We start from the raw sequence: 23531 nt of genomic DNA on the forward strand, positions 1-23531 counted from the left end.
TCATCATCTGAACCATTGGCGTCTGGTCTAACGAAGGGAACAATTCGGCATTCGCAGTGGTAAGATCTGCCCCGAATTTGATGCAGCCGTCATGCTCCATATGTATCGGCTGACCAAACTGGGGGGTACCGAACCATCGCAGATATTGTCCCTCGGGCGAATTGGAGGCATCCACTTGCGGCAATGCCTGGAGCAGTGGATCGCCACCATAGAGGCCCGCAGCAGCAACGCTTGTGGCACCGCCCGGGCCATCGACGCGGACCAAAGAGGCTGGCATCGCGCCATTGATGTCGGGCGAGGAGAGCCAAGGTGCCGGCAAAACAAGCAGATTATCCCCGAAATTCTGAACGACAGGCGTTTCGAAATCTCCGTTAACGATGAGATTTTGCGCAGATGTCGCAGAGGGAACGGCATTACTCGCACAGAAGGCAATTATGAAAGCGCTGAACGATGCAGTGGGGAAACGAAAGGCCATGAGAGCAGAATCCAATCCAAGATGTCACGAAGCGTCACGCGGGCGCGAGGCGTGGTTCCATCTTGGTTAGGGCGTATTAATTTCAGAGCGAACTACCATATGGTAGTCAGACGTGTAATTTAGGGAATGATTTCCGTAAAAAGCTGCATTTTCCGGCGCTCGCGGGCGCAGGATGCAACCGTAGCGCGATGCAAATATTTCAACAGCGCTGGTAGCTTAGCCCTTTACATGCACCGAGGATCACGCCACCCTCGCTTTTGCGTGAGGGGCGAAGGAACTTGGGGGCGGACTTGAAAGATCTGTTTGATGCGTTGCAAGAAACCTTGGATCTTGCAATCGAAGACGCCCAGTATTGGGATAAGGCCCTTGGCATTGTCGTTAAAATTTTAGGCGGAACGGGGGCCCTTATTCCCGCGACCGACCCTCTTTTTCGCGGCATGTGGATGTCGGGCACCAAAGAGATGAAAGACGCTCTGCCCGCCTATATCGGCGATGGCTGGGTGCACAATGATCCGCGTGAACAAATTCTGACGTTGATGGTAAAACACGGCTATGCCTGTGATAACGATGTTTTCCCGGTGCGCGCCGACAAAGACCAAATCCCGATTTTTCGCGACTATCTTTATCCGCTTAATTTTGGCGTTTGCTACTGTATCCGCATCCTGACGCCGAATGGCTATTGGGCAATGGTGGTACATTTCGACAATGACCATCCGCCAATCAGCGCTAAAGACAAACCTCTGATCGAGCGAATCCAGGCGATGTTTGCTCAGGCAACCGCGCGCGCCGATGAGATGGCGCTCAATCGCATCGCGACATTTGCGCAGTTTTTCAAAGGTACAGAGTCCGAAGTCTTTGTGCTCGACGTTGATGGCAGGGAATGCTTGCGCATAAATTCAAGCGGCAAGATGCAAAATCGATCGCCTACAAGCCAGCTCATTCCCGAAGAGATGGGCTTGGAACTGGGCGCAGAAATCCGCGAGCTATGTTCGAGCGACCCCAATCTGTCGATGAGCCGCGCCTATCAATTCAACGACAGAGGTAAAGTCTCGAACGTTTTGATCATCCAGATCCCACCAAATTTGCGCCATTTCTTCATGCATTTCAAAGTCTGCGCCATCAGAACGGAATGCAGCGACACAACGGCGCTTAAGCATTCGCGGCTGCGCGAAACCTTTGGCCTCTCGGAATCTGAAATCGCCACCATCGAGTTCCTGGTGGAAGGCAATACGCCCAATATGATCGCCAATATCCTCAGCCTGAAAAGTTCGACCATTAGACAACGATTGAAGCAAATCTACGAGAAAACTCAGGTGAATAGCCAGGTCGAATTGATTGGTTTACATGGCCGACTTTAGGCTAAGGCGGCCATGTCCGATAGGCGGCAGACCTTGACATCGCCTGTTTCGGGACAAGCTATATTGTAGCAAGACCGTCGCGTGTTTGACCAGAAAATAGCGGGCGGAGGGGGCGCTGCCCCCACCTGCTGCGCAGGTTCCCCCGGGATATTTGGGCAAGAGCGAAGGGGGCAATTTCGTGCTTGTTTGATCTGCGCGTGCACCCTAGCAAGACCTTATGAAATCTGAAACCTCTTCTCCGGCCCTGCGCCCTCCTCCCGCTGCGTTCAATATGGCAGCGCATATTCTGGCGGCCGGCGCACGGTCACCTGACAAGCTGGCGATGCAGATCGTCGGGCCGGGTGATGCGCAAAGCTGGTCCTATGCGCGTCTGATTGCGGCGGTGCGCGGGGCTGGCTCGATTTTCTTGCAGGCAGGCTTGGTGTCCGGCGATCGGGTGCTGTTGCGTTTGGGAAACGGGCCGGAGTTTCCTGTGGCTTTTCTGGGTGCAATCGCGGCGGGTCTGGTGCCGGTGCCCAGTTCGGCGCAACTGACGGCGCCCGAGATCACCAAACTCGCGCGCGATCTGGACCCGGCGGCGGTGATCGCATCAGACGGCGTGGCGCTGCCCGATCATCGGGCTAAGGTGATTGACGCGCAGGCGCTAAACCATGCGCCCGATGCCCCGCCTTGCGATTATGCAATGGGCGATGCGAACCGCTTGGCCTATATGATTTTCACCTCGGGCACGGGCGGTCAGGCGCGCGCCGTGATGCATGCCCATCGCGCGATTTGGGCGCGCCAGATGATGTATCAGGGCTGGTATGGTTTGGGCGAAACCGACCGGCTGATGCATGCGGGCGCGTTCAACTGGACCTATACGCTGGGAACCGGCTTGATGGACCCTTGGACGGTTGGCGCGACCGCGTTGATCCCGGCTGAGGGCGTGGCGCCGCGCAGCTTACCGCAGTTGATGAAACGCTTTGATGCGACGATTTTTGCCGCCGCGCCGGGGATTTATCGTCAGATCCTGAAACTCCATGATCACCTCGATTTGCCACATCTGCGTCACGGTTTGAGCGCGGGTGAGGCAATGCCCGACGCGCTGCGTGCCGCGTGGAACGCCGCCAGTGGCACCCAGATTTATGAGGCGTTGGGCATGTCGGAATGCTCGACCTTTATCTCGGGCAGCCCCGCGCGCCCGGCCCCGCCCGGCACGACCGGTTATGCCCAAAACGGTCGCCATATCGCGGTGCTCGATAGCGATGGCCAGCCCGTTGCGCGCGGCGTGCCGGGGATGCTGGCGATTCATCAAAGCGATCCGGGGCTTTATCTGGGCTATTGGAATGCGCCCGAAGAAAGCGCTGCGCGGCGCATGGGCGATTGGTTTTTGACGGGCGACACGGTGTCGATGGCGCAGGATGGCGCGATCACCTATCTCGGGCGCGGCTATGATATGCTCAATGCGGGCGGGTTTCGCGTCTCACCCCTTGAGATCGAAGCCGTCATGGCCGAATGCCCCGGCGCAGGCGAGGTCGCCGCCGTCGAGATCGCGGTCAAGCAAGATGTCAGCGTGATAGCCTTGGCCTACACGGGCAGTGCGACGCCCGATCAGTTGATCGCGCATGCCCAAACCAGTTTGGCACGCTATAAGCAGCCCCGGCTCTATCGCCATTTCGAAAGTTTGCCGCGCAACCGCAACGCCAAATTGCTGCGCAAAGAGATCCGCGCCAGTTGGAGCAAGGAGAGACCCCATGATCCCGCTTGATATCTTCGCCGATCCGGTGTGCCCGTGGTGTGTGATTGGCAAGGCGCGGCTGGACAACGCGCTGGCGGCGCGCCCCGCGCATCCCTTTGTGATCAGCTGGCAACCGTTTCAACTCAACCCGAGCATGCCAGCCGAAGGCATGTCGCGCGCCGATTACCTACAGGCGAAGTTCGGTCAGGACGACGCGGTGCGGATGAATATGAAATTACTGGAACTCGCGCAGGCTGAGGGGATCGATTTCCGCCCCGAGCGTGCGATTCATCAGCCCAACACGCGCGACGCGCATCGCCTGCTGTATTGGGCGGGGATCGAGCATGCACAAGGCGCGGTGATGGAGGCGCTGTTGGATGCGCATTGGCGCGAGGGGCGCGACATTTCCGATGCCGCAACGCTGAGCGAGATCGCGCGCAAGGCGGGAATGGACGGCGATTTGACGGCGCGGTTGCTGGCCTCAGATGCCGATCTTGATACCATCGAAGACAAGGAATCGCACGCGCGCCAACGCGGCATCTCGGCGGTGCCGACCTTTATCGTGGCCGAGCGCCATGTCGTGTCGGGCGCGCAGCCCACGGATCTGTGGATCAAGGTCATAGACGAACTCAGCAGCGCCCCGCCCGAGGCCACACAGCATTAACTCACTTCCGCGTGAGCGCACAGACCGTTGCGCGCGCCGCCCTCTGGTGTTTGGCGCGTAAATCTGTATTTTGCGCGCTCCTACCCTTTGCGCAAAGCTCTCATCTCATGACCCAAACCTCCGGTGCGCCAACCGCGCGCTCCTCCTTATCGCTGCCGGAATTAACGGTGATGCTGGCCTCGCTGACCGCGACGGTGGCGTTTTCTATTGATGCGATGATGCCCGCCCTGCCCCAGATCGCCGCCGAGCTTAGCCCCGATGCGATCAACCGTGCGCAGCTTGTGCTGACGGCCTTCGTGCTGGGTATGGGGGTCGGCACGCTGTTTGCCGGGCCGATTTCGGATGCGATCGGGCGCAAGCTTACGATTGCGGGTGGCATTGCGATCTATATCGCGGGGGCGTTGATGGCGGTGCATGCGCAAAGCCTTGAGGCGTTGCTGATCGCGCGTGTGGTGCAAGGGGTTGGGGCCTCGGCCCCCCGGATCACAGTGATGGCGTTGGTGCGCGATTTGTTTGCAGGGCGCGAAATGGCGCGGGTGACCTCGTTCATCATGATGATTTTCATTCTGGTGCCTGCGGTCGCGCCCTCGGTCGGGGCGATGATCATTTCGTTTTCCGGCTGGCGCGGCGTGTTTTGGGCCTTCATCGTGTTCGGGCTGATTGGCGTAAGCTGGCTTTGGCTGCGCCAACCCGAGACGCTCGCCCCTGAAAACCGGCGTCCGCTGAGCGTGTCCAAACTGAGTGCCGCTGCGCGCGAGGTGCTCGCCCATTACGAGGTGCGCATCTATATCGTGACCATCACGCTGGGCTTTGGGCAGATGTTTGCGCTGCTATCCTCGGCGCAACAGCTTTATGCCGCGCATGGGGTGACCGACACCTTCCCGATGTGGTTTGCCGCGGGGGCGCTGCTGGCGGGCACGGGGTCGGTGTTTAATGCGCGCTACGTGATGCGGCTGGGCATGCGCAAAATCGTCAAGGCGAGCTATATCATGCAGATCATCGTCTCGAGTGTGATGCTGGTGCTGGTGCTGACCGGGGTGACGGCGGGTGAATCCGGCCTGCCGTTGATCTTTATCTACACGGTCAGCGTGTTCTGGATGGCGGGCGTGACCTTTGGTAATCTCAACGCGCTGGCACTGGAACATATGGGCCATATTGCGGGCATGGCGGCCTCGGTTGTCACGGCGATTTCAACGGTGGGCGCGGTGCTGATCGCGGCGCCTGTGGGGCAGTTGTTCAATGGTACCGCGCTGCCCATTGTGGTTGCGACGCTGACCTGTTCCAGCCTTGCCTGGTGGTTGATCCGCAAGACGCAAACAAACTGACGGGCGCGCGTCTGGCCCGTGGCGGGATGCCTCCGGCGGGAGTATTTCAGTCTAGATGAAAGGGGTTAGCCCTTTTTCTTCTCGGACTGGATGACCTTTTCGGCCAGATCGCGGGCAATCGCGAAGGCGCCTTTAATCTTGTCCTTATCCGATTTCCAGTCACGCCGGATCACCAGTTTGTTGTCTTTGACCTTGGCCAGATCGCGCTGTGCGGTGAGGTAGTCCACCAGCCCGGCAGGATCGGGGAATTTGTCGTTGTGGAACTGCACCGTCGCGCCTTTGGGGCCCGCATCCAGCTTGGCGATCTGGGCGCGTTTGCACATCGCCTTGATCCGCATCACCAGAAGCAGCGTGTTGACCTCTTTGGGCAGCGTGCCGAAGCGGTCGATCAGCTCGGCGGCGAACCCTTCGAGTTCAACCTTGGTGGTCAGGCCTGAGAGGCGACGATAGAGGCCAAGGCGAATGTCGAGATCGGGGATGTAGCTGTCGGGGATCATCACCGGCACGCCAAGATTGATCTGCGGCGACCAATCGCCATCGCCAGTCTCGGTCAACTCGCCCGATTTCAGCTTGGCAATCGTTTCTTCCAGCATCGCTTGATACAGCTCGTAGCCGACTTCCTTGATATGGCCCGATTGCTCCTCGCCCAGCAAGTTACCCGCACCACGCAGATCAAGGTCTTGCGCCGCCAGATTGAACCCCGCGCCGAGGCTGTCGAGCGAGCCGAGCAATCGCAGCCGCTTTTGCGCTTGCGGGGTCAGCGGGCTGCGCGGCTTTGTCGTGAGATAGCAATAGGCACGTGTCTTGGCGCGGCCCACGCGACCGCGGATCTGGTAAAGCTGGCTCAGGCCAAACATATCGGCGCGGTGCACGATCATCGTGTTGGCGGTCGGAATATCCAGCCCGCTTTCGACGATGGTGGTCGCCAGCAACACGTCATATTGACCGTCGTAAAACGCATTCATCCGGTCGTCCAAATCACCTGCCGCAAGCTGCCCGTGCGCGACCAGATATTTCACCTCCGGCACATGGGTTTTCAGGAAATCCTCAATTTCGGGAAGATCGGAAATTCGGGGAACGACGTAAAAGCTTTGCCCGCCACGATAATGTTCGCGCAAAAGCGCTTCGCGCAGCGTCACCGTGTCAAATTCGGAGACATAGGTGCGGATCGCGAGGCGGTCGACGGGGGGCGTGCCGATGATCGACAGGTCACGCACGCCCGTCAGCGACAGTTGCAAGGTGCGCGGAATCGGCGTGGCGGTCAGCGTCAAAACGTGAATTTCCGAGCGCATATCTTTCAGCCGCTCTTTATGCTGAACGCCGAAATGTTGTTCCTCATCAATGACTAACAGACCAAGGTTGCGGAACTTTACCGATTTTGCCAGCACCGCATGGGTGCCGATCACGATATCAACGCTGCCATCGGCCAAGCCCTGACGCGTGGCTGCCGCCGCCTTTGCGGGCACAAAGCGTGAGAGCGGGCGCACGCTCAGCGCGGTGGCGCGAAAACGCTCGGCAAAGGTCTTGTAGTGCTGACGTGCGAGCAAAGTCGTGGGCGCGATCACCGCTACCTGCATGCCCGATTGCGCCGCGACAAAGGCCGCGCGCATCGCAACCTCGGTTTTGCCAAAACCGACATCGCCCACGATCAGCCGGTCCATCGGGGTGCCAGATTTCAGATCCTCGACCACGTCTTCGATGGCCGACATCTGATCGTCGGTTTCGGTATAGGGGAAACGCGCGGCGAAGGCCTCCCATTCGTGATGGGGGGCCTCAAGGATTGGCGCGGTGCGCAGATGACGCTCGGCGGCGATGCGCATCAGCTTATCCGCGATCAGGCGGATACGTTCCTTGAGTTTAGCCTTTTTCGCCTGCCAAGCGCCGCCGCCAAGACGGTCGAGCAGCCCCTCTTCATGGCCGTAACGGCTGAGCAGTTCGATATTCTCGACGGGTAGATACAGCCGGTCGCCGCCCGCATATTCCAGCAGCACGCAATCATGGGGCGCACCCAATGCGTGCACGGTCTCCAGCCCCTTGTAGCGCCCGACCCCGTGATCGACATGCACCACCAGATCGCCGGGGCTCAGCGTGCCATGTTCTGTCAGGAAATTCTCGGCCTTGCGCTTGCGGCGCGGCTTGCTGACAAGGCGTTCGCCCAGAACGTCTTGCTCGGAAATCACCGTCAAGGAGCGGTCCTCAAAGGGTGCTTCGAACCCTTCGTCCAGCGGCCAGACGGTCAGGTTCACGCCATCGCCAATCGCGCGCGCATCGCTGATCAGCTTGGCTCCGGCGAGACCTTCATCCTCCATCAGCCCCTTAAGGCGCTCGCGCGCGCCTTCGGACCATGACGCAATCACCACAGGACCGCGCGCCATGCGCGCTTGAACATGATCCTTTAGCGCGCTGAAAAGGCTTAGATTTTCGACTTGACGTTCAGGGGCGAAATTGCGCCCGATGCGCCCGCCTGCATCCAGAACTCCGGGACCGGGCGGGGCCGAGATCACCTGCAAACGCAACACGCGGCGCGGAGCAAGCGTGGCCTCCCAAGCGTCGGGATCAAGATAGAGCAGTTGGGGCGGCGCAGGTTTATAGACGGAATCCAACCGGTCGCGGCGCGTCATCGCCTCGCGCCGCGTGTCATATTGATCCGCGATCCCCTCCCAGCGGCTTGTTTGCGCAGGGCCGGTCTGATCGTCGAGCATCACCGCAGCGTCGGGCAGGTAGTCAAACAGGGTTTCCAGCCGATCGTGGAAGAAGCCAAGCCAATGCTCCATCCCCGCCTGTTTGCGCCCGGCCGAGACCGCCTCGTAAAGCGGATCATCCGCCCCGCCTGCGCCAAATTCCACGCGGTAGTTTTGCCGGAACCGCGCGATGGAGGGTTCGTCGAGGATCACCTCGCTTACCGGAGCCAGCTCAATACCGGGCAGCTTTTGCGTGGTGCGCTGGCTTACCGGATCAAAGCCGCGCGCGTCATCCAGCACATCGCCAAACAGATCGAGGCGCACCGGACCGCCCTCACCGGGGGGGAAGATGTCGATGATGCCGCCGCGCAGGGCGTAATCGCCGGGTTCCGAAACTGTCGAAGATTGCGAAAACCCCATACGCACAAGGAAATCGCGCAAAGCGGCCTCGTCGATGCGCTGACCGACACGGGCGGAAAAACTGGCCCCTTGCAGCACGTCGCGCGCAGGCACACGCTGCATCGCCGCCGAAAGCGTGGTGAGCAAAACAAACGGGCCGGGAATGCCCGCGCTGAGTGCCGCCAAAGTCGCCATGCGCGTCGCCGACACGTCAGGATTGGGCGAGACGCGGTCATAGGGCAGACAATCCCACGCCGGGAAATCCAGCACCACCGTGTCGGGCGCAAAAAACGCCAAAGCCGCGCGCATCGCCGCCAGACGGCGATCATCACGTGCGACATGAATGACCGGGCGGCCCTTGCCCAGCTCGCGCGCGATCAGCGCCGCGTCATAGCCCTCAGGGGCGCCCGAAAGTGTAAATTGCTCCATAGCCTAGCGAGGTATCCGCCCTGTGTTGCGTGTCAAGGGCGCTCAGAAGAACAGCGAGGAGAAACGCAGATTCTGAAACATTCCCCAAAACGAGGTGAAGATGATCGACGCAACCCCGATGGCCTGCACCCAGACACGATGCCGCGAGAGCGCGTGGATCACCATCTCAGGCGTTTCTTCGATGTCTGGTTGCGTGCAAAGCCGATGTGATAGCCCGACGCTCAGCGCAAACACCCCACTCAGCGGGAAGGCGAATAAGAACACGGCTTGCGAAATCTCTGCGCCGTAGAAAAACCCGCTAATGGCCAGAAAACTAAGCACAAAAGGAAACATGATCGAAATGGCAACGCCTGCATCCGCCCATATCCCGTGTAACCTGCGGGCGTTGATCAGCGTGATTTCAACCAGATCCGCTGCGGCTGGCCCACCCTTACGCCGGGCACGCCCCACCATGTCCCACGGAACGCCCATCACCCAATGTGAGGCTGAAGACCACACCACGGCCAACGCTATCCAATACCACATATTGGAAAAACTACGCAGATCAATGAGATGGACGATTACCTGGAAGATGTCCACGCGTGCCTCTTTATTACTTATGCGCCCCGTCTGGCCTGTCTAGACCAGCCGCGCGCCAAGAAAAAGATGCAAAGCCACGCAGGCGGGCTTGGTGTTGCGCGCCTGCTTGATTGCGGGCGCGATCCGTGGCAGGCCAGCACACAGAGTTACGGAGCCCAAAAATGACGCCAATCTTGCCGCCTTTCCCCCATTCCCGCCTGCGCCGCATGCGCCGCACCCCCGCTTTGCGCGATCTGGCGCAGGAAAACCGCTTGAGCGTGAAAGACCTGATCTGGCCGATTTTCATCACCGATGTGGCGGGGGCCGATGTCGAAGTGCCCTCAATGCCGGGCGTGTTTCGCCACACGCTTGAGGGTGCCGTGCGCGCCGCGGAAGAGGCCGCGAGCCTTGGAATCCCCGCGATTTGTCTGTTTCCCTACACCGATCCTGCGGTGAAAACCGAAGCCTGCGAAGAGGCATGGAACCCCGAAAACATCACCAACCGTGTGATCCGCGCGATCAAATCGGCGGTGCCCGAGATCGCGATCATGACCGATATCGCGCTTGATCCCTATAATGCGAATGGCCATGACGGGCTGGTGCGCGGTGGCGAGATCATCAATGACGAAACCGTTGATTGCCTTGTGAAAATGGCCGTTGCGCAGGCGGATGCGGGGGCCGATATTCTCGGTCCCTCGGATATGATGGATGGCCGGATCGGCGCAATGCGTACCGCGCTTGAGGCCAGTGGCCACCGCAACGTCACCATCCTGTCTTATGCGGCGAAATATGCCAGCGGGTTTTACGGCCCGTTTCGCGATGCGGTCGGGGCCACTGGTGCGCTGAAGGGGGATAAGAAAACCTATCAGATGAACCCCGCCAATTCCGACGAGGCGATCCGTCTGGTCGCGCGCGATCTGGCAGAGGGCGCGGATATGGTGATGGTCAAGCCGGGCATGCCCTATCTCGACATCTGCCGCCGGGTCAAAGACCAGTTTGGCGTGCCGACCTATGCCTATCAAGTGTCGGGTGAATACGCGATGGCGATGGCGGCGGTGCAAAACGGCTGGCTTGATCATGATCAGGTGATGATGGAAAGCCTGATGTCGTTCCGCCGCGCGGGCTGTGACGGGGTATTGACCTATTTCGCGCCCAAAGCGGCGAAACTCCTGGCGGGGCGCTAGGCAGGGTTTCGCCACAACACCGTGAAATGGCTCAAGAAGAAGTGACAGAGCGGGTTCCATACGCTATACATTGTAGCAATCGGTTAGAATAAGACCGTATCGGCCCGGTCGACCTGGGCACTTGAGCGGAGCAGAACGAACATGACACATCTTTCCAGACGGTCGCTATTGGCGATGGGGGGCGCGGGGCTGACACTTGCCGCCTGCGGTAATGGCATTGGCAACACGGGCGCTGCAGAGTTGGATGCGCGGGTCGATGCGACGCGCAGCTTCCTGTTGAACAAATATCCCGGCACCGCCGAGCTTGAACAAAAGGCGCTTGGCGTCCTTTGGATGCCGCTGATGACCGAGGCGGGCTTTGGCTTTGGTGGCTCCTATGGCCGTGGCGCACTACGGATCAACAATGTGACGGTCGATTATTACTCGGCGGCTTCTGCGAGCTTTGGCCTGCAAATCGGCGCGCAGCAATACGCCCACGCCCTGTTCTTTATGACGCCTGAATCCCTGGCAAGCTTCCGTCGCTCGGATGGCTGGCAGCTTGGGGCAGATGCCCGCTATGCACTGCCCGATGGTGGCGGCGCGATCAATGCCTCGACCCTGACGTCTACCGCGCCGGTGATTGCGCTGGTCTTTGGTCAGTCGGGTTTGATTGCCGGAGCCTCGCTGGCCGGCACGAAATACACCCGGATTATACCCTAAGATCAGCCACTTATGGCGTATTCTTGACCTGCAACATAAAGAAAGCCCCGCAAGACTCTGATCTTGCGGGGCTTTTCTTGGTTGTGGGGTGAAAAATCAGCTACCGAGGATCACGCGCACATAATTCTTCGTCTCGCGATAAGGGGGCACACCGTTATGCTTTGCCACCGCTTCCGGCCCGGCATTATAGGCCGCCAGCGCCAACCGCCAGCTCCCGAAACGGTCATACATCATCCGCAGATAGCGCGCGCCGCCTTCCAGGTTTTGCGCAGGATCATTAGGATCAACGCCCAACTTGGCCGCCGTGCCGGGCATCAGTTGTGCCAACCCGTGCGCCCCCGCATGCGAGCGCGCCCGCGGGTTCCAGCCGCTCTCCTGCTGCACCAGCCGCAGGAACAGGTTTTCAGGGATGCTGTGGCGCGCGGCGGCGGCCTTGGCAATGCTTAGATATTGGCCACGATACTTGCCGCGATAATTGGGCACGGTTTCAGTGCCAGCACTCGCGAGTTTCTTCGCGCCCGGCTGCAGTCGTGTTGAGTGCTGATATTGCTGAGCCCCACGCGTATCGAGAATTTTGGTCTGGTTGCGAAACAGCATCGTGCGCGACTTCGAAGAACTTGCGCTTAACCGCAATCCCTCGGCCTGCGCGAGCATTGGGCTGGCGATTACTGCAACTCCCAAAATTGCCCCGATTAACTTACGCATCGGCCACCTTACCGTTCACTATCCCAATTTTATTGGGTCGGACTATAGCGATAGCGGCGAAAAGTTAAACCTAAACCCGCGTTCGGTCGGCAAAGAATCGCTGATCAGTCGCTCGAGTCGCGGGTTTTTGGCGCCTGTTGCGTCTGGGCATCGCTATGGAGCGGGCCACTAAACAGCTCTTCGACAAACACCGACACAAGCGGCGAGTGCCCGATATGGGAGTCGCGTCGTCCGGTGGGCATGTCGGGCGACTGGTTTAGCGCGCCGGTTATGGGCCGGGAGTGCCCCGGCCCCGTGACAAGGCGATCAGTTGCCATCGCCCTTGCGATCCACCTGCTTGAAGGGCTTGGCGTCGAAATACATCTCCATGCGCTTGCCATCTTTAAGCGCGTAGACCTCGATATAGCCGTCCTCCATGTCAAAGCGGTGCACCTCGTAGCCCTGTGCAACAAGCTGCGTTTGCGGGGTCTTCTCCTTGGCCGGATCGACTTTGCTTTCGGCGAGGACAGGCAGGCTTGCGCTGGCCGTCATCAGTGCGGCGGCAGCGATCAGGATGCGCTTTGTCATCGGCTCATTTCCTCATGTTAGCGCCAGTGCGGGACCGTCCCGAACCGGTGGGCCTGATCTGTGCCCACAGCCCGGCGGGCGCGGGCCCTTATGCAACCAAGGTGCACGCGAAACCCTGCCCAAAATTTGCGCGCGAACGGCGCAATCGCGCCCCTACCCTCTCGCCAGCCGCTGCTTTATACAAACCAGACAAATTTCAGAATCGCTGCGCGCAAGGCTCGCGTAGCTTACATCACGCGGGAGGTGCGCATGGCGGGCAGCGTCAACAAGGTCATTCTAGTGGGCAATTTGGGGCGCGACCCCGAGGTGCGGACCTTTTCCAACGGCGGCAAAGTGTGCAACCTGCGCATCGCCACCTCGGAAACCTGGCGCGACAAGCAAAGCGGTGAGCGCAAAGAGCGCACCGAATGGCATTCCGTCGCGATTTTCCAAGAGGGTCTGGTCAAGGTCGCCGAGCAATATCTGCGCAAGGGCTCCAAGGTTTATATCGAGGGCAAGCTGCAAACCCGCAAATGGCAGGACCAATCCGGTCAGGATCGCTATTCGACCGAAGTCGTGTTGCAAGGCTTTGACGGCAATCTCACCATGCTGGACGGGCCTTCGGGCGGCGGTTCGGGTGGTGGAAGCCGTGATGGAGGCGGCTATGGCGGCCCGTCCTCGGGGGGCGGCGGTCGCGATGATGGCGGCTATGGCGGGCCGTCCTCAGGTGGCTCATCTTCGGGTGGCGGCGGTGGCCGGCCCGATTTCGATGATGAAATTCCGTTCTGATCCAAAGGGGGCCACGTGCCCCCTTTTTCTTTGCATGCCGTTTTTGCGCCGCTTCGATCTTGTGTCTTGACCGATGCACGCGCGGGCGCAATGAGGGGCGTATGACACAGGCAAGCAATCTTTCCCCCGACCAAAGCGCACCCAAACTGCGGCTTATCTTTCCCGATCTGGCACGTGCGATCGCGCTGATCGGGATGGCGATCTTTCATTTCACGTTTGATCTGCAGAATTTCGGCTTTGTCGCGCCCGGCACGATCTTCACGCCGGGATGGGAGGCATTCGGGCGCGCAGTGGCGGGCAGTTTCGTGTTTCTGGCAGGCGTGAGTCTGGTTCTGGCGCATGGGCGTGGGCTGCGGGCGCGCCCGTTTCTGACCCGCCTCGCCAAGCTTATGGCCGCCGCCGCGCTGGTCAGCGTCGCAACCTATCTGATGATGCCCGAGGTCTTCATCTATTACGGCATCCTGCATTCCATCGCGGTAAGTTCGGTGATTGGCGCGCTGCTGCTGCGCCTGCCTTGGGCGGTGCTGGCTGGGCTGGGGATTGGCGTCCTGTGGGTGCATCTGGATAATGCGAACCCGGCGTTCAACCACCCTGCCCTGTGGTGGCTGGGCCTGTCGACGCAATGGCGGCCTTCGATTGATTTTGAGCCGGTACTGCCTTGGCTCGCGCCGTTCCTTTGGGGGATGGCAGCGGCGAAACTGGCTGCCTGTGCGGGCTGGCTAGAGCGCGCGCCGCGCTATCAGATCGGCACGCGCGGGGGCGCGATGAATGTGGCGCTGTTTGCGGGTCGCCACACGCTGCCGATTTATCTGATCCACCAGCCCGTGCTATTCAGCGCGACGTGGGTCGCTTATCAATGGCTTGGGTGAAAAGCGGTGCATAGATCTTCCATTTCAGACAATGGTTTTTCCATTTTTTGAGGATCAAACCCTTCGCGCACCGCGCAGCGAAAAGTTGGTTTGAGCCCATACTTCCCAACCTATAACATTGCGGGGCTCAACTGTTCGCGCTATGTTCTCATAAGCTTAAACTCCCTCAACAAGGCCCAATTCGATATGAGATCCTCTCTAAGAACCAAAGCAGTCGAGGTCTGTAACGAGAAAATTGCTAAGAAGGGCGAGACTGTAGGCCTTTCATTCTACGCGTTTTTTACCAACAAGAATGACGATCCCGAATTACTCATGGAGGCGGCTAAATGGTGGATCAAAACGCATGAGCTTAATCACTTTGAGAAAGCCGTGAAGATCCGAGAACTCATTAGCTCGGGCTCCTAAGCAACGGCAGCAAAGTCCACACTCCCGACATTGATGCGCAGTGAACGTCCACTATTCCGGATGGAAGATCTAAGTGGCCGTTTTCACTGGCTCATCAGCCCAGCTTGCGCAGCCGCGCGATCAGTGAGGACGTGTCCCAACGTGCACCGCCCATTGCCTGCACCTCTTTGTAAAACTGATCGACCAAAGCAGTCACGGGCAGGCTTGCGCCAATCTCGTCACCCGTTTGCAGACAGATTTTGAGATCTTTGCGCATCCAGTCCACGGCAAAACCGTGCTCGAACTCGTCATCCGCCATCGTTTGATAGCGGTTGGACATCTGCCACGAGCCCGCTGCGCCCTGAGAGATCACCTCAACCACATCGGCGATATCGAGCCCGGCCTTTTCCGCAAAGTTCAGGCTTTCCGAAAGCCCCTGCACCAGACCCGCAATCGCGATCTGGTTGCACATCTTGGTGACCTGCCCAGCGCCGCTTTCACCCAGACGGCGGCAGATCTTGGCATAGGCGGCGATCACCGGTTCGGCCTTGTCATAGGCAGCTTGCTCGCCGCCGCACATCACCGAGAGCTGGCCGTTTTCCGCACCCGCCTGCCCGCCCGAGATCGGCGCGTCGACAAATGAAACGCCATGCCCCTTGGCCTCTTTGCATAATTCGCGTGTCACCGCCGCCGACACCGTGGTGTGGTCAACAAACACCGCGCCCGTTTTCATACCTTTGAATGCGCCATCCTTGCCCAGACAGACCGCGCGCAGATCATCGTCATTGCCCACACAAGACATCACGAAATCAGCGCCTTGCGCGGCCTCGCGCGGAGTTGGGGCACTGGCGCCGCCATATTGCGCGACCCAATCCGCCGCCTTGGCCGCCGTGCGATTGTAAACCGTGACCTGATGGCCCGCCTCTTGCAGGTGGCCCGCCATCGGATAGCCCATCACCCCAAGACCCAGAAATGCCAGTTTTGCCATCGTGCTCTCCCGTTGCTGTGAATTGCGCACAAATCCGTGGAATGGCGCTCATACGTTGATTGTGGTGTCGCGCTCATCTAGTAACGCGCGCAACGGGGGCGTCAACCAAAGCGCCCCATCAAGGGAACGTGAGGCGCGATGTATAAGGCATTTCGATGGGGTGTGCGGCTGGTGCTTGCGGCAATCGTGGGCATCTTCCTGATGGGCGCGCTGGTGTGGTTCTTCGCCTCGCGCTCGCTACCCGATTACAACGCCACCTATAAGGTCGAGGGCCTGCAAGCGCCGGTTGAAATTGTGCGCAACACCGAAGACGTGCCCCACATCTTTGGCAAAGACGACCCGGATATGTTCTTCGCGCTTGGGCTGGCACATGCGCAGGATCGGCTGTGGCAGATGTTGCTGCTGCGGCGCACCGTGCAGGGCCGGTTGTCGGAAATGTTTGGCACCAAGACGCTGAAAACAGATGAGCTGATGCGTCGCCTCGGGCTGTATGATGCGGCTGTGTCCTCGGTTTCGGCGCAAGATGATTACACCAAGGCGGCGCTTGAAGCTTATTCACGCGGCATCAACCAGTGGATCGAGATCGTCAATAAAGGCGCGATGGGGCGTGGTGCCCCCGAGTTCTTCCTGTTTGACGCCAAGATCAGCTATTGGACGCCTGCGGATTCGCTGGCGATCATGAAACTGATGGCGGTGCAAATGTCGAGCCAGTTGCAAAACGAGGTGCTGCGCGCGCGCGTGTCGATGCTGGGGCAAGGCTGGGTGAACGATATTATGCCCGATGATCCCCAACAGGCCGTGGCCACCCTGCCCAGCTATGCCAGCCTGTTCCCGACCATGCCGCGCGGCATCCAGACCGCCAGCAACGAAAGCGAAGGCCCGTTCTCGCCCTTCACGGAACGCGGGATGGCAGGGGCGTCAAATGCCTGGGCGGCAGCACCCGATCGCTCGGCGGCGGGGGGCTCGCTTTTGGCCAATGACCCGCATCTGGGGCTGACGGCCCCCACGATCTGGTATCTGGCGCGGTTGCAGTTGCAAGGCGGTGGTGTGATTGGCGGCACGATACCGGGAATGCCGCTTGTACTATCGGGGCGCAACAAGGATCTGGGATGGGGGCTGACCTCGGCCTATGTCGATGATCAGGATCTTCATATCGAACAGCTCGATCCCAAAGATCCCACGCAATATCGCACACCCGACGGGTTCAAGAAGTTCCGCTCCAAGCGCGTGATCATCAACGTCAAAGACGCCAAGCCCGTCACGATCACCCTGCGCTGGACCGACAATGGCCCGGTTCTGCCGGGCAGTCATTTTGATCTGGCCACGGTCACGCCGCCCAATTCGGTGGTCTCGCTGAATTGGACAGCGTTTGATCCGCATGACACCACGATGTCGGGCGCGATGGGTTTGATGCGGTCGCATTCGATCGCAGAGGCGCTCAAGGCGGCGGCCGAGATCGTGGCGCCCGCGCAAAACATCACCATGGCTGACAAGACCGGCGTGGCGCTGGTTACGGCCGGGCGCATTCCGCTGCGCGACCGCGCCAATGTCACGCAAGGTCGGATGCCCAGCCCCGGTTGGGAGGAAAAGAACCGCTGGAAGGGCTATCTGCCCTTCAAGGACAATCCGCAATTCATCGACCCCAAAGGCGGGATTGTGCTGAACACCAATAACAAGACGGTGGATCGCCCTTTCCCCTATAATGTCAGCTTTCACTGGGGCGATACGCAGCGCATCCAACGCCTAAGCAAACTGCTGGGCGAGCGCGAGGTGCATTCGCGCGACAGCTTTATCGCTGCCCAGCTTGATACCGTCAGCCCCGCCGCGCGCGGGTTGCTGCCGCTGGTGGGCGCGAACCTGTGGTTCACCGGCGATCCCGCTCCCGATGGCACGCCCGAACGCCAGCGCCAGCGCGCGTTGGAACTGCTGGCAAGCTGGGATGGCGAGATGTCTGAACACCTCCCCGAACCGCTGATCTATGCCGCCTGGATGCGCGAGTTGCAAACCCGGCTGATCCGCGACGAGCTGGGGCCGCTGGCCAAGCAATTCACTCATCTCGAGCCGGATTTCATCGAACGGGTGTTTCGCAATACCGATGGGGCAAGCCGCTGGTGCGACATCCTCCAATCTGCCCCGAAAGAGACCTGCACCGATATCGCGCGCCAGTCGCTGGACGCCGCGCTGCTGGATCTGAGCAAGAAATACGGGCCCAATGTCGAAAGCTGGCGCTGGGGCGATGTGCATATTGCCGAACAGGATCATCCTGTCTTGGGCAAGGTCCCGGGGCTGAAATGGTTCGTCAATATCAGGCAATCGACCTCGGGGGGGGATTTCACCTTGATGCGTGGTAAAACGCGGGGCGGCGACGGGCCGGATGCCTTCGCCAATGTCCACGCGGCGGGCTATCGTGAAGTGCTCGATTTCGCCGATCCCGATTCTTCGGTGTTTATCATCTCAACCGGACAATCGGGCCATCCGCTGAGCAGCCATTACGACGATCTGTCCGAACTCTGGCGCTCGGGCGATTATATCCCGATGTCACTGGACCCGGCGCTCGCGCGTGCGGCAGCGGTGGGGACCACGCATCTGATCCCGCAGGCGGCTAAGGAATAGGTGGGTTGGGTGTGGTGATGTGGAGGTGGTTTGAATGGGGAGTCTATGAGGTAGTCGGGGCTGGGGAAAGCCGTTCAGCATAGGTTTTTTTGAGAGATCAGCATGCACTAATTTGCCCATTCAAATATTTAGTAGATGGCAGTCCACTCAAGAAGATCTTTTAAAAAAGAAGGTACGAAAGATTATATTAGGGTACATGTTATTCACTTCACTTATGTTGAATTTTTCTAAGTAGGTGTGAGCATCTCTTGGCCCTTGGGATGCGGCAAACCTGTAGCTAAAATAAGCTGGTTGATCGGCATTAAAATTTTGAAACTCTTGTCTTAACGTTTTTTCAACATCTGAGCGGCTTATCTTAAGTGTTTGATCTAGCATCGGATTTTTTGATTGAAAATGAATGGCGCAGACCAACCGAGCGTAGGCACCTTCTGGTCATACTGCACTGTCGTCAGGTAAAACCATCATTTGGGAGCGAATGAAAATTTGTGTGTTGTTCTCACGTTCCAGCGCCTGACGTGAAGAAAGGCCGTACTGTGCGCAAGCAAGTGAACCGGTGGTAGAGTCTTGTGGGTTAAGCTCGAAATTTCCTGTCATCACTCGAAAATATGGATCGTCGATCTCTAACGGAGAGGTCTCTAAAACGAGTTTAGGCTGAAAACCGGGAGCGATTTTTTGAATTTGTTCGATCACGCTATCAGCAGTCGGTCCGCTGTTACGCGCGATGTTGAAAATATCTGAAAATTGAATAGACTTTGATTGCTGTGCCGAAGCAGTGCCGCCTGCGATCGTGGCGGATAACAGTGCCATAACAAGCTTGGACAAAGTGTTTTTTTCTAGCGACAAACATTTTATTATCTCGATTTAGTTAAAGAAGGTGCTACAATATTGCACCTTTACCTTACAGAAATTATGAAAGTTTGCAAAGCCTTCTAGTTCGTCACAAACCCTCATTTTCGGAACATCCCAACACCACCCCGTTTGAGGCTGCCACAAACCCCGTTCAAAACTCAGACTTTTGTTGAAGGTTTCTGGCCCTTTCGAGATAGCCACGGTCCACCCCATCCCATGCAACCCCAACCCTACAACCAAAAGGCCCCGAGAAAATTCGACGGGGCCTTCGTAATACGGTGATCGCGGCACGTTACTGCGACGCAGCTTTCGCCAGTTTCCGGCGGTCTTGCAGTTCTTCGGCCACCAAGAACGCCAGTTCCAGCGATTGCGAGGCGTTGAGGCGCGGGTCGCAGGCGGTGTGATAGCGCGAGGACAGATCCTCGTCGGTCACAGCGCGCACGCCGCCGGTACATTCGGTCACGTCCTTGCCCGTCATTTCGAAATGCACGCCGCCGGGGATCGTGCCTTCGGCCTTGTGGATCGCAAAGAACTCGCGCACTTCGCGCAGCACGGAATCGAAGGGCCGCGTTTTGAAACCGCTCGCCGATTTGATCGTGTTGCCATGCATCGCATCGCAGGACCAAACGACATTGGCGCCCTCGGATTCAACTGTGCGGATAAGACGGGGCAGATGATCGCCCACCTTGCCCGCGCCGAAACGCGCGATCAGGGTCAGGCGGCCTGCCTCGTTTTCCGGGTTCAGTTTTGCCATCAGCACCTTGAGGTCATCCTCGGTCGTGCTGGGGCCGCATTTCAGACCGATCGGGTTTTGCACGCCACGGCAGAACTCGACATGCGCGCCGTCAGGCTGGCGCGTGCGATCACCGATCCACAGCATGTGACCGGTGCCTGCAACCGGCAGGCCGGTGGTGGAATCGATGCGGCAGAGCGCCTCTTCGTATTCCAGCAGCAGCGCCTCGTGGCTGGTGTAGAACTCGACCGCACCCAGCTCGTGCGCGGTTTCCGAGGTCACGCCAGCGGCACGCATAAATTCCATCGCCTCAGAGATCTGATCGGCGACCTTGCGGTATTTCTCGGCCTCTTCGGCATCAGCGAAGCCCGCGATCCAGCTTTGCACGCGGTGGATATCGGCAAAGCCCCCGGTCGAGAACGCACGCAGCAGGTTTAGCGAGGCCGCCGCCTGCGTGTAGGCCTGCAACATCCGGTTCGGGTCGGGCTGGCGCGAGTCCATCGTGGCCTCGAAGCCGTTGATGATGTCGCCGCGATAGCTCGGGTATTCGACGCCGCCGATCATCTCGGTCGGGGCCGAGCGCGGCTTGGCAAACTGCCCCGCCATCCGGCCCACCTTGATCACCGGCACTTTCGCGCCCCAGGTCAGCACAACCGCCATTTGCAGCATGACCTTGAACGTGTCGCGGATATTGTCGGCGGAGAACTCGCCAAAACTTTCGGCGCAATCCCCGCCTTGCAACAAGAATGCCTCGCCACGCGCGGCTTGCGCCAGATCCGCCCTGAGACGACGCGCCTCGCCGGCAAACACCAGCGGAGGCATGCGCGACAGGGTGCCCTCAACCGCGCTCAGAGCAGCGGCATCGGGATAGTCGGGCATCTGAACCCGCGGTTTTGCGCGCCAGTCCGATTTGCTCCAACCCTTGACCATCTGATCCTCCAAAGCGTGTGTTTTTCTGTTCAAAGGCGCTTATAGCCGCGCGGTGCCACAAGGACAAACCCGAAAATGCGCGCGGGTAAACGCGCCCGGCAGATCAGACTCGCTCTTGCGGGCGGGCGAAGTTCCGGTGCACGCTGCAGACCAGACCCAAGATCCGAGACATCACCATGCCCCAAGCCCCCTCTCGCCCGCATCGCCGCCCCGCTCCTTCGCAGGGCTCGATCCGGCTAGAGACGGACCGCAACAAGCGCAGCTTTGCGTTTCTGTTGCTGGATCGGTTCACGATGATGGCATTCGCCAGCGCGATCGAGCCGCTGCGGCTGGCCAATCAGGTGTCGGGGCGCGACCTGTATGACTGGCAACTCGTCAGCGAAGGTCAACGCGATGTAACCTGTTCAAACGGCACGGTGTTTCGCACCGATATCGGGCTGGAGGAACTGGCGCGCGATTCCACGGTGCTGGTCTGTGGCGGCATTGATGTGGCCGAGGCGATCACCAAGCCGGTGCTGAACTGGTTGCGCCGCGAGGCAAGGCGCGGGGCGGCGATGGGCGGGCTTTGCACTGGGGCTTGGGCGCTGGCCGAGGCTGGGCTGCTGGACGGGCGGCGCACCACGATCCACTGGGAAAACACCGATGCGTTCGGCGAGGATTTCCCCGATGTCGAATTAACGCGCAGCGTGTTTGTCATTGATGGCAACCGGCTAAGCACGGCGGGCGGCACGGCCTCGATTGATCTGATGTTGCGCTTGATCGCGATAGATCACGGCGAGCAACTGGCCAATACCGTGGCCGATCAGATGATTCACTCCTCAATCCGCACGGATCGTGATTCTCAACGTCTCTCGATTCCCACCCGCATCGGCGTGCGTCACCCCAAGCTTGCCCAGGTGATCGGACAGATGGAGAGCAATATCGAAGAGCCGATCAGCCCCGCCACGCTGGCCACCGAGGTCGGCATGTCGGCGCGCCAGTTGGAACGGCTGTTTCGCCGCTACCTCAACCGCTCTCCCAAGCGCTATTACATGGAGCTACGGCTGCAAAAAGCGCGCAATCTGCTGATGCAGACCGAGATGAGCGTGATCAACGTGGCAATGGCATGCGGTTTTGCCTCGCCCTCGCATTTCTCCAAATGCTACCGCGCGCATTACCAGACCACGCCCTACCGTGAACGCGGCACCTCGGGCGGTGGCGATCTGGGCGGTGGCGATCTGGGCACCGCGCCAGAGGCTGATCATTAGCGCACAGCGCAACGCGATCCCTGCGCTGACACCTCACAAAAATGCACAAATCCCCAAGTTGGCGTTACGACAGTGCGATTGGTGCTTGACCTTTTGGTCCGAATTTCCATGACTTCACGCCATCCGTGGTGTTTCCTTTTACAAAACCGCGCACTAATCTCGCGCTAGAACGCGAGTTCAACATGGGAGTGAATAAATGAAAAAAATTCTTCTGGCCTCTGCCGCCATCGCTTTTGGCGCAACGGGCGCTTATGCCGATGACGTGAAAATGGGTGTTCTGCTGGGCTTCACCGGCCCGCTGGAATCACTTGCACCGGGCATGGCAAAAGGCGCCGAAATGGCGATCAAGGAAGTTTCGGAGTCCGGCAAGCTGCTGGGCGGAGATACCGTGACCCCGATTGAGGCCGACTCGACCTGCGTGGACGCAGCGGCCGCAACGGCTGCGGGCGAGACGCTTGTGACCTCGGATAAGGTGTCGGGTATCGTTGGCGCGATGTGTTCGGGTGCGACCACGGCTGTGTTGCAAAACGTCGCGATGGCCAATGGCATGGTGATGATCTCGCCCTCGGCGACCTCGCCTGCGCTGACCACCCTGCCCGATGACGGGTTGTTCTTCCGCACCGCGCCCTCGGATGCACGTCAGGGCGACGTGATGGCGGACGAGATCCTTGAAAAAGGCATCAAATCGGTCGCCGTGACCTACACCAACAATGACTACGGCAAAGGTCTCGCCGATAGTTTTGAGAAAGCCTACGAAGCCAAAGGCGGCAAGGTCACGATTTCGGCAGCCCACGAAGATGGCAAGGGCGATTACTCGGCTGAAGTCGGCTCGCTGGCCTCGGCTGGTGGCGATGCGCTGGTGATTGCGGGCTATGTCGATCAGGGCGGCTCGGGCATTCTGCGCGGCGCACTTGATACTGGTGCGTTTAGCAAGTTCGTCTTCCCCGACGGGATGGTCAGTCAAACGCTGCAAGACAATTTCGGTTCTGAGATCAACGGCTCGTTCGGCCAGCTTCCCGATTCTGCGGGTCAGGGCATGCAAACCTATCTTGGCATGGCAAAAGCGGCTGGCTATGACGGGTCTTCGGCCTATTCGGGTGGCTCGTATGACGCGGCTGCGTTGATCATGCTGGCGATGGAAGCGGCCAATTCCACCGATCCCAAAGTCTATAAAGACAAGATCATGGACATCGCCAACGGTCCGGGTGAGAAAATCTATCCCGGCGAGCTGGCCAAAGGTCTTGAGCTGATCAAAGAAGGCAAGCCGATCGATTACGAAGGCGCAACCGCCATCAAGCTGATCGGCAACGGCGAAGCTGCCGGCACCTTCCGCGAAATTGAGATCAAGGATGGTAAGATCGAAACGGTGAAATACCGCTGATCGCCCAC

The 23531-nt window shown here is 59.3% G+C and carries 20 protein-coding genes; 12 read left to right on the forward strand and 8 right to left on the reverse strand.

What is annotated here, in order from left to right; translation table 11 throughout:
* The first annotated feature begins 765 nt into the window (after positions 1-765).
* From DT23_RS02900 to DT23_RS02915, 4 genes are all read left to right on the forward strand, one after another.
* Positions 766-1833 (forward strand): helix-turn-helix transcriptional regulator, encoded by a 1068-nt coding sequence (locus DT23_RS02900; RefSeq protein WP_156023830.1) that lies wholly within the window; start codon positions 766-768, stop codon positions 1831-1833.
* A 217-nt stretch (positions 1834-2050) separates the two neighbouring features.
* Positions 2051-3580, forward strand: coding sequence for a class I adenylate-forming enzyme family protein (locus tag DT23_RS02905; RefSeq protein ID WP_038128089.1), 1530 nt, complete (start codon positions 2051-2053; stop codon positions 3578-3580).
* Positions 3567-4214 carry a DsbA family oxidoreductase gene (locus DT23_RS02910; protein WP_038128091.1) on the forward strand — a complete coding sequence of 216 codons (648 nt, stop codon included), beginning with the start codon at positions 3567-3569 and terminating at the stop codon, positions 4212-4214. The genes DT23_RS02905 and DT23_RS02910 overlap by 14 nt, the downstream gene beginning before the upstream one ends.
* Positions 4215-4321: 107 nt before the next feature.
* Entirely contained in the window at positions 4322-5539 is a 1218-nt protein-coding gene (locus tag DT23_RS02915; RefSeq protein WP_038128092.1) for a multidrug effflux MFS transporter, read from the forward strand.
* Between the two features lie 65 nt (positions 5540-5604).
* On the opposite strand, the gene mfd is transcribed toward DT23_RS02915, so the two are convergent.
* Both mfd and DT23_RS02925 read right to left on the reverse strand, forming a co-directional pair.
* On the reverse strand, positions 5605-9048 hold the full coding sequence (mfd, locus tag DT23_RS02920) for a transcription-repair coupling factor (protein ID WP_038128095.1): 3444 nt from the start codon (positions 9046-9048) through the stop codon (positions 5605-5607).
* 42 nt (positions 9049-9090) lie between these two features.
* Positions 9091-9627, reverse strand: a complete 537-nt coding sequence (locus DT23_RS02925) for a hypothetical protein (RefSeq protein ID WP_038128097.1) — start codon at positions 9625-9627, stop codon at positions 9091-9093.
* A 161-nt stretch (positions 9628-9788) separates the two neighbouring features.
* On the opposite strand from DT23_RS02925, the gene hemB reads away from it, so the two are divergent.
* Both hemB and DT23_RS02935 read left to right on the forward strand, forming a co-directional pair.
* The gene (gene hemB, locus DT23_RS02930) at positions 9789-10790 is read left to right on the forward strand and encodes a porphobilinogen synthase (RefSeq protein ID WP_038128101.1); all 1002 of its coding nucleotides are present in this window, start codon (positions 9789-9791) and stop codon (positions 10788-10790) included.
* A gap of 141 nt (positions 10791-10931) precedes the next feature.
* Positions 10932-11489 (forward strand): lipid-binding SYLF domain-containing protein, encoded by a 558-nt coding sequence (locus DT23_RS02935; RefSeq protein WP_038128103.1) that lies wholly within the window; start codon positions 10932-10934, stop codon positions 11487-11489.
* A gap of 96 nt (positions 11490-11585) precedes the next feature.
* Here DT23_RS02935 and DT23_RS02940 read toward each other — a convergent pair whose 3' ends face one another.
* From DT23_RS02940 to DT23_RS02945, 3 genes are all read right to left on the reverse strand, one after another.
* Positions 11586-12194, reverse strand: a complete 609-nt coding sequence (locus tag DT23_RS02940) for a lytic transglycosylase domain-containing protein (protein ID WP_038128105.1) — start codon at positions 12192-12194, stop codon at positions 11586-11588.
* A gap of 104 nt (positions 12195-12298) precedes the next feature.
* Positions 12299-12511: a hypothetical protein gene (locus DT23_RS19305; protein WP_156023831.1), complete on the reverse strand. Its 213-nt coding sequence runs from the start codon at positions 12509-12511 to the stop codon at positions 12299-12301.
* Positions 12501-12761, reverse strand: coding sequence for a PepSY domain-containing protein (locus DT23_RS02945; RefSeq protein ID WP_051697007.1), 261 nt, complete (start codon positions 12759-12761; stop codon positions 12501-12503). Before DT23_RS02945 ends, DT23_RS19305 begins: the two co-directional genes overlap by 11 nt.
* Positions 12762-13010: 249 nt before the next feature.
* On the opposite strand from DT23_RS02945, the gene ssb reads away from it, so the two are divergent.
* From ssb to DT23_RS19915, 3 genes are all read left to right on the forward strand, one after another.
* Positions 13011-13529 (forward strand): single-stranded DNA-binding protein, encoded by a 519-nt coding sequence (gene ssb, locus DT23_RS02950; protein WP_038128106.1) that lies wholly within the window; start codon positions 13011-13013, stop codon positions 13527-13529.
* A 101-nt stretch (positions 13530-13630) separates the two neighbouring features.
* The gene (locus DT23_RS02955) at positions 13631-14398 is read left to right on the forward strand and encodes a heparan-alpha-glucosaminide N-acetyltransferase (protein WP_051697008.1); all 768 of its coding nucleotides are present in this window, start codon (positions 13631-13633) and stop codon (positions 14396-14398) included.
* Between the two features lie 186 nt (positions 14399-14584).
* Positions 14585-14803, forward strand: coding sequence for a DUF6500 family protein (locus tag DT23_RS19915; RefSeq protein WP_038128193.1), 219 nt, complete (start codon positions 14585-14587; stop codon positions 14801-14803).
* Positions 14804-14897: 94 nt separating this feature from the next.
* Here DT23_RS19915 and DT23_RS02965 read toward each other — a convergent pair whose 3' ends face one another.
* Positions 14898-15800, reverse strand: a complete 903-nt coding sequence (locus DT23_RS02965; protein ID WP_276202206.1) for an NAD(P)-dependent oxidoreductase — start codon at positions 15798-15800, stop codon at positions 14898-14900.
* Positions 15801-15908: 108 nt separating this feature from the next.
* On the opposite strand from DT23_RS02965, the gene DT23_RS02970 reads away from it, so the two are divergent.
* Positions 15909-18383 (forward strand): penicillin acylase family protein, encoded by a 2475-nt coding sequence (locus tag DT23_RS02970; RefSeq protein ID WP_038128109.1) that lies wholly within the window; start codon positions 15909-15911, stop codon positions 18381-18383.
* A gap of 432 nt (positions 18384-18815) precedes the next feature.
* Here the strand turns inward: DT23_RS02970 and DT23_RS19310 are convergent, their stop codons facing one another.
* On the reverse strand, positions 18816-19205 hold the full coding sequence (locus DT23_RS19310; RefSeq protein WP_156023832.1) for a hypothetical protein: 390 nt from the start codon (positions 19203-19205) through the stop codon (positions 18816-18818).
* Between the two features lie 319 nt (positions 19206-19524).
* Positions 19525-20895 (reverse strand): class II 3-deoxy-7-phosphoheptulonate synthase, encoded by a 1371-nt coding sequence (locus DT23_RS02975; RefSeq protein ID WP_038128112.1) that lies wholly within the window; start codon positions 20893-20895, stop codon positions 19525-19527.
* A gap of 176 nt (positions 20896-21071) precedes the next feature.
* Between DT23_RS02975 and DT23_RS02980 the strand changes: the two genes are divergently transcribed.
* Positions 21072-22142: a GlxA family transcriptional regulator gene (locus tag DT23_RS02980; RefSeq protein WP_081846892.1), complete on the forward strand. Its 1071-nt coding sequence runs from the start codon at positions 21072-21074 to the stop codon at positions 22140-22142.
* A 196-nt stretch (positions 22143-22338) separates the two neighbouring features.
* Positions 22339-23523, forward strand: a complete 1185-nt coding sequence (locus DT23_RS02985; protein ID WP_038128113.1) for an ABC transporter substrate-binding protein — start codon at positions 22339-22341, stop codon at positions 23521-23523.
* Positions 23524-23531: the final 8 nt, after the last annotated feature.

Origin of the sequence: Thioclava indica (assembly GCF_000714545.1) — a bacterium.
Lineage (GTDB): Bacteria > Pseudomonadota > Alphaproteobacteria > Rhodobacterales > Rhodobacteraceae > Thioclava > Thioclava indica.